The following is a 6,949-nucleotide window of genomic DNA, read 5'->3' as shown; positions in this document are numbered from 1 at the left end:
GACATCGCCCGGCTTCTGAACGGCCGTCCTCGAAAAACCTTGGACTGGAGAACACCGGACGAAGCCATGGCCGAAGAAATCGCCAATTTCTCAAATCGTGTTGCACTTGATTCTTGAATCCAAGCCCTCCTCCGGAGGGAAATCGACTCGCACATTCCGAGTGGAAAGCCTTCCGAAAACATCATAGACATTCGCTATCGGTTTCATCCCGATCTTGCAACTGGGAAATACGTATTCCCAGAAGTCGCCGATGAAGCCCTTGATGAAGAAAACTGCAAGACCCGTGGAAACGTTGCCTCCTTTATCCAGCGGGCGCAGGTTATCGCCGAGGTCTTTCCTGAATTGTTGAGCGGCAGTGACTCCGATAGGGAAAGCGCCAAGAATGAAGCAATCCGCATCATCGCTACCGATACCGCCTCAGTCTTGAAGTTCTACGGCGCCCTTGAACCATCGCCCGGAGAGGAACCACTACCTCCTGCTGAAATTGTTACTCCCGAATGGGCACTATTCCGCTGGGTACAGGTTCAGCTTCTCATGTCCCTGGACGTCTTCTTTCGTTACCGTGGAAGAGTACCTGAGGCTTCGGCGCTGACTCACTGTTGGTACGAGAAGATCGAACATGATTTTCTCGATGCCGAATATCTTGTCCTCGGAGTGCTCGAAGGCGCGTTCGCGACCTTTGAACGAAAGCTTCAGGCATATTGGCAGATGTTGCGCCCCGACGGAGTGCTAATGTCATGACTGCTAGCATTGCAGTCAACCGGATCCCCGGTAAGAGGTCGTAGGGTGGGCAAAGGCCGTCAGGCCGTGCCCACGTTGTCGGCGCCATCACCGGCCGCGCTGCGTGGGCACGCTTCGCTTTGCCCACCCTACCTGGGTACCGCGCTCACCGGAGTAGGGCTGCGAGTTCATTTATCTCGGATTGCTGGAGTCTTGGCATAAATTCAGTGCCGAGGGAGTAGTGCAAATTGAGTAGCGCATCGACGGTGCTCTCGCCGCGTACTGCTAGTGCACTCCAGAATTCGGCGAGAGCGCGGTCAGCGGTACAAAGTGCAAACTGACCGTCGTCGACTACTGCTCCGCTCAGGGCAGCCAACTCGACATGGCGAAGGTCGCTAATCACATTGTATGCATCTTCTGACGAGTAATTCGCCTTCGGCTTAACCAAGCGCCTTCCGATCGATGGTACGGAACCATGCACGTCATCAAAGAGGGCAGAAAATATGGCTAGGCAAATTAGCGCGTTGGGAATCACTCCGTGCTTGAGCGAAAGCTCAAGGATTTTGTCCCGTACTTTAGCCTCTGACCTTCGAGATACTCGTTCGACAATCAGAGGCACCGCATCCAACAAAAAGCGGGCGTCGCGCTCTCCTCGAACGACAAGAGCCTCAAGCTGTGCGTATGCGGCTTCTGCATGCGCTTCGTGGAACGCGATGATGGTAGCGTCAGGAAACGCTTGGACCAGTTCTCGCCTGCCCTCCAAAAATGACTGTTCGAATTCTTCCTTGGTTGGTATACGCCTGCGTGCACCCTCGTATGCATACGGGAGAGGGTTGAAAATGGCAGCACCACCCTGGAAGAAATTTGTCCACCATTCGAACGTCGCATCTCCATCCCTGGCGCCGTGCTCACGGATTCGACGAAGGGTGCTGACAACATTGCGATCAAGCAGAAACCGTTGAGGCAATACGAAGGGCAAAGGTAGCCAGCCACCTGCCACCAACGCGTATGGCGTTGGTGCCATAGTTAAGTGCAGTGTCATCGAGACGTCTAGCTGTCCCTCTTGTTTAACGCCGTCAAACTTGGCACCCCTTCCGCGGAATCGGAACTGAAGCCCTGCAGAGCGGTCGGCCTGAATCTTCCAGAGGTCAATCACCCCCAGCGGCTGGAATGCCACAGGGGTCACTACGACTGTTTGGCCGTCGTCAAGTTCGCATCGGATGCGCGGATGCAGTACATCTGCCATGTGGAGCCTGACGCTCGGACTCAGGGGGGCGCGACCACGCATCAAGCGCGGCGAGCACTATAAAGAAAAGAAGCATACACATTCGCCGCGCGCTGCGGTGCTACGGCTCGCGCGCAATAAGCCTGTTGGGGGGAGCCTGCGAACCCCAACAGGTCACGATAGGTCATGACCTGTCGTGACAAGCGCTGCGCTTGGCGGCGATCCACCCACGCCGTTCTGGCTGGGGCGGCACGCGCTTGAAGGAAACTGAATAAATCCATCCTGGATTTTCCAGCGCCCGCTATCCGGAAATAGCCTTGTAACGCAGCTTTTCTGCGCGATGATCGCCCGGCGAAGCCGGGCTCCTGCAGTTCGCCGATGGCTCGCAATCTTTAATTCGGCTATCCGGGCTCCCCGGGCCGGCTTGGCCGCGGCTGCCTCACTCCAGCCAGTCGGGCGTCGGCAGGCCTTTCTCACGCAGAAAGGCCGGGTTCCACAGCTTGTTCTGGTAGCGCTGGCCGTAGTCGCACAGCAGCGTGACGATGGTGTGGCCCGGCCCGAGTTCCCGCGCCAGGCGCCGCGCGCCGGCCAGCCCGTAGGTTGGGGTGAGCTTGCGAACCCCAACAGATCATGACAAGCGAGGCAATGGAAAAAAATTTCGATATTGGCGTCCGGATACAATAGCCGGGCGCTAGCAATTCGACGTGTCCCTGACGGAACTGCTTCGCCGATATCACGACTTCGATGCATGATCGGGCTTGCCCTTCTGCTTTGTTGCCGCCATGTCATGAAGCTCTCCTTCGCTCATGGATTTATACATGGACTTGGATGAGCCTTTCAGGTCAGCGACCTTCTTTTTGCCGCGCTTGGCCGCAAGCGCTGCGCCGGCGGCCATTTGCTGGGATTTGGATTTGGCTGGCATTTGAATATCTCCATGCTATTGATAAGGGGGTGCCGCTTCGAATCGATTTGCCATCGTATCTTTAGCGGCACCCCGGTCACCCGTGCCGTTATGCCAACATGCGCACACTGGGCTCACGGTCCCAATAGCGTGTGCCGGCGGCTTTGACGAATGCCTTGTCCGCCGGTACCACGCCGGCATCCGGCTTGACACCCGCCTTGTCGAGCAGGGGTTTTGCTTCCGGCGTATGGCCGATTGCCTTCAGATGGCCGAAGGCGTCCATCATGAACTGGATGGCCGCCGCCTCATTCATCAACATGTCGCAGCCTTCCTTGGACAGGACTACGGCAATGGCATCGACCATGACCGAGGGGCAGCCGGCGAGTTGGGCATCCGCCTTGCGCAAGGAACCGTCTGACATTTTCGCGCCGCCGACCCGGGGTGCAATGATCAGGGGTCGGGCGCCCGCTTCGCCAACGGCTGCAACCAGATCGGCCACGCACTTCGCATCCGACCCGTCCGCGATCAGAATGCCAACCGTGCGGCCTTCCAGCGTGACGAGCTGACGCGGGCCGCCGATGATCCGCAGCGCCGGGGACAGATCGAGATCCTGCACCGGCGCCGCGGTCTTCGAAGCCTTGGGCACGCTCGCGTTGAGGCCCTTCGCCACCCGGCCGGCCAGATCAGGGTCGACGTTGACGAGGTTGGAGAGCATGCGCGTGCGCACGTGCTCCAGTTCCACCTTGGACAGCTCGAAGACCAGCGCCGAGGCCAGATGCGCCTGCTCCGGCTTGGCCAGCGAGCGAAAGAACAGCCGTGCCTGGCTGTAATGGTCGGCGAAGCTCTCCGGCCTGATGCGCAGCTTGTCGCCCTCTTCGTCACGCTCGGCGCGACCCTCGAAGGTCTTGAAGCCGGTAACCGGGCATTCGCGCGGGCCAGTTTCTTCGCCGGCAGCATCGAGGCTGTTTGGCTCGTAGCTGGCGCGGCCCTCGGGCTGAAGCATTTGCATCTGCCCGTCGCGCTGAAAGTTCATCACCGGGCATTTGGGCGCATTGACGGGAATCTGGTGAAAATTGGCGGTGCCCAGTCGGCTCTTTTGCGTATCGAGATAGGAGAACAGCCGGCCCTGGAGCAAGGGGTCGTTGGTAAAGTCGATTCCGGGCACAACGTTGGCCGGGCAATAGGCAACCTGTTCGGTTTCGGCAAAGAAATTGTCGGGCCAGCGGTCCAGCACCATCCGCCCGACAATGCGGATTGGCAACACCTCTTCCGGAATGATCTTGGTCGGGTCCAGCACGTCAAAGGGCAATGCATCGGCAAACTTTTGATCAAAGGCCTGAATGCCGAACTCCCATTCCGGATAATCACCACGGGAGATGGCCTCGAACAGGTCGCGGCGGTGGAAATCGGGATCCGCGCCGGCGATCTTTACCGCCTCGTCCCACAGCGTCGATTGCAGGCCCTGTTTCGGCTTCCAGTGGAATTTAACAAAGGTCGACTTGCCGTTGGCATTCACCAGCCTGAAGGTGTGGACGCCGAAGCCCTCGATCGTGCGCAGCGACCGCGGGATGGTGCGATCCGACATTGCCCACATGATCATGTGAGTCGATTCTGGCATCAGCGAGATGAAATCCCAGAACGTATCGTGCGCGCTGGCCGCCTGTGGAAAGCCACGGTCGGCCTCCATCTTTACCGAGTGGATCAGGTCCGGGAACTTGATCGCATCCTGGATGAAAAACACGGGAATATTGTTGCCGACCAGGTCCCAGTTACCTTCGCGGGTATAGAACTTGACGGCGAAGCCGCGTACGTCGCGCGGCGTATCGACAGAGCCCGCGCCGCCGGCGACGGTCGAAAAGCGGGTGAAGACCGGCGTCTTTTCGCCGGCCCGCTGAAACAGGTCAGCCTTGCTGATATCCGAAAGCGACTCGTAGAGTTCGAAATAGCCATGCGCGGCCGAGCCGCGGGCATGGACGATGCGCTCGGGAATGCGCTCATGGTCGAAGTGGAAGATTTTCTCGCGCAGCACGAAGTCTTCGAGCAATACCGGGCCGCGTTCACCCGACTTGAGCTGGTTTTGATTGTCCGAGACGCGGATACCCTGGTTGGTGGTCAGGTGGCCTTCCGGGTCGTGGCTCCCTTTGGCAGGCACGCGTTGATGCGTCTCGCCGCCTTTGCCTGTTTCCACGTCGTGATTGCTGGGCGTAGCCATCGGAATTTTCCTCGTCGCTGCAGGGGGTACTCGGTTCGACCCTTGGGCTCCGCGACAGTTCTTGCGTCTGGGGACTTATGACGACCAACGTGCCCCCGCCCCCGCTAAAAAAAGGCAGAAGCAGGACATGGACGCGGGCCTCCCGCTTGAGACAGCCCGTTCTTCTACGGTCGACCGAACCAGGCCAGGCCTCGCGCGCCACCGGCAGGCCGCGGACGGCCGACGAGGATGGTTACATGGGCCACGTCAGCCGGCGGGCGGCAAGCTAATCCAGTTGCACCGGCACCGGGGCGCCGGCAATCCCGCGCTCGGCCGCGAAGTACTCGCGCGTCAGCCCGACGATCACCGGGCTGAGCAGCAGTATCGAGATCAGATTGGGAATCGCCATCAGGGCGTTCAGGGTGTCGGCCACCAGCCAGGCGAAGTCCAGGCTGAGCACCGCCCCGAAGAACACCATCACGGTCCATAAAATCCGAAACGGCTTCTCGGACACGGTGCCGACCAGGTATTCCCAGCACTTCTCGCCGTAATAGCTCCAGCCCAGAATGGTGGTGAACGCGAACAGCGACAGCGTCACCGCCAGCAGGTATTTGCCGATGCCCGGCATGCCCGCCTCGAAGGCGGCGGAGCTGAGCACGGCGCCGGTTGCGCCGGAGCTCCACACGCCGCTGACCATGATCGCCAGACCGGTCATCGTGCACACGATGATGGTGTCGATGAAGGTGCCCATCATGCCGATCAGGCCGGAATAGACCGGGTTGCTGGTGGCGCCCGCAGCCTGTGCGATGCCGGCGGTGCCCAGGCCGGCTTCGTTCGAGAAGATGCCGCGCGCCACGCCTTTTTGAATCGCCATCAGAACGGTCGAACCCAGAAAGCCGCCGGTGGCAGCAGTCGGGTTGAAGGCCTGCGTGAAGATCAGCGCCAACGCCTGCGGAATGCGGTCGGCGAACACATACAGCACCACCGCCACGCAGCCCAGGTAGAGCAGGCACATGAACGGCACCAGGTATTCGGCGACACGCCCGATGCGCCTGATGCCGCCCAGCAGCACCGCGCCGGTGATCGCTGCCATCACCACGCCGGTCACCCAGGTCTGGACGCCGAAGGCGTTGTGGATGGCGCTGGAGATGCCGTTGGCCTGCACCATGTTGCCGATGCCAAACCCCGCCAGGCCGCCAAAGATCGCAAAGGACGTACCCAGCCAGCGCCAGCGTTTGCCAAGCCCATTCTTGATGGCGTACATGGGGCCGCCGGCGTGTTCGCCGTTGGCGTCCACCTCGCGGTACTTCACCGCCAGCACGACCTCGGCGTATTTGGTGGCCATGCCGACCAGGGCCGTCATCCACATCCAGAACAGCGCCCCCGGCCCGCCGACGGCGATGGCCGTGGCCACACCGGCAATGTTGCCGGTGCCGATGGTTGCCGACAGGGCGGTCATCAGCGCCGCGAAAGGCGAGATCTCGCCCTCGCCGGCGGCGCCCGGTTGGCGGCTTTTCCACACCATGCGAAATCCGTGGCCGATCCTGAAAATCGGCATGAAGCCGAGCCGCAGCTGCAGATACAGGCCCGTGCCCAGGATCAGCACGATCATCGGCACGCCCCAGACGATGCCGTTCAGGGCGGTGAAAAATTCGTTCAGGTAGTGCATTTCGCGCTCGTGTTGGCCCGGAAAATCGCGCACCCGCTGTCCGGGCGGCGGGCAGTTTGCCGCAAGAATCGGGCCGGCAGACACGCACTCGCCCGCCGCAGCCGGGCTCCCACAGTTTTCCCATCGCCCAGCGAATCAGCAGCTTGCAGCCACGGATTCTCCGACGGCGCATTCAGGGCTATCGGGAAAGTAGGCTGCTTCGCCGGTTCCCTACGGCCCACGCGGTGGTCGCCGGAGTCGGCG

5 protein-coding genes and 1 pseudogene are annotated in these 6,949 nt (G+C 60.6%); 1 reads left to right on the top strand and 5 read right to left on the bottom strand.

Annotated features, from left to right (window positions below):
* Nucleotides 1–345: 345 nt before the first annotated feature.
* Nucleotides 346–741, top strand: a complete 396-nt coding sequence (locus H5U26_RS13625; RefSeq protein WP_290620622.1) for a hypothetical protein — start codon at nucleotides 346–348, stop codon at nucleotides 739–741.
* A gap of 145 nt (nucleotides 742–886) precedes the next feature.
* On the opposite strand, the gene H5U26_RS13620 is transcribed toward H5U26_RS13625, so the two are convergent.
* The 5 genes and pseudogenes from H5U26_RS13620 to H5U26_RS13605 all read right to left on the bottom strand — a co-directional run bounded on the left by H5U26_RS13620 (nucleotide 887) and on the right by H5U26_RS13605 (nucleotide 6,706).
* Nucleotides 887–1,966 (bottom strand): hypothetical protein, encoded by a 1,080-nt coding sequence (locus H5U26_RS13620; RefSeq protein WP_290620620.1) that lies wholly within the window; start codon nucleotides 1,964–1,966, stop codon nucleotides 887–889.
* A gap of 418 nt (nucleotides 1,967–2,384) precedes the next feature.
* Nucleotides 2,385–2,537 (bottom strand): annotated as a pseudogene (locus H5U26_RS14985) (cysteine synthase A); the annotation flags it as partial.
* A 141-nt stretch (nucleotides 2,538–2,678) separates the two neighbouring features.
* On the bottom strand, nucleotides 2,679–2,867 hold the full coding sequence (locus H5U26_RS13615) for a DUF3008 family protein (RefSeq protein WP_290620618.1): 189 nt from the start codon (nucleotides 2,865–2,867) through the stop codon (nucleotides 2,679–2,681).
* 88 nt (nucleotides 2,868–2,955) lie between these two features.
* Nucleotides 2,956–5,058, bottom strand: a complete 2,103-nt coding sequence (locus H5U26_RS13610) for a catalase (protein WP_290620617.1) — start codon at nucleotides 5,056–5,058, stop codon at nucleotides 2,956–2,958.
* A gap of 265 nt (nucleotides 5,059–5,323) precedes the next feature.
* Nucleotides 5,324–6,706, bottom strand: coding sequence for a sodium:alanine symporter family protein (locus tag H5U26_RS13605; protein WP_290620615.1), 1,383 nt, complete (start codon nucleotides 6,704–6,706; stop codon nucleotides 5,324–5,326).
* Between the last annotated feature and the right edge of the window lie 243 nt (nucleotides 6,707–6,949).

It is taken from the genome of Immundisolibacter sp. (assembly GCF_014359565.1).
Taxonomy (GTDB): Bacteria; Pseudomonadota; Gammaproteobacteria; order Immundisolibacterales; family Immundisolibacteraceae; genus Immundisolibacter.
Note: the sequence above shows the minus strand (reverse complement) of the source record. Positions and strands in the feature narration are given on the sequence as shown.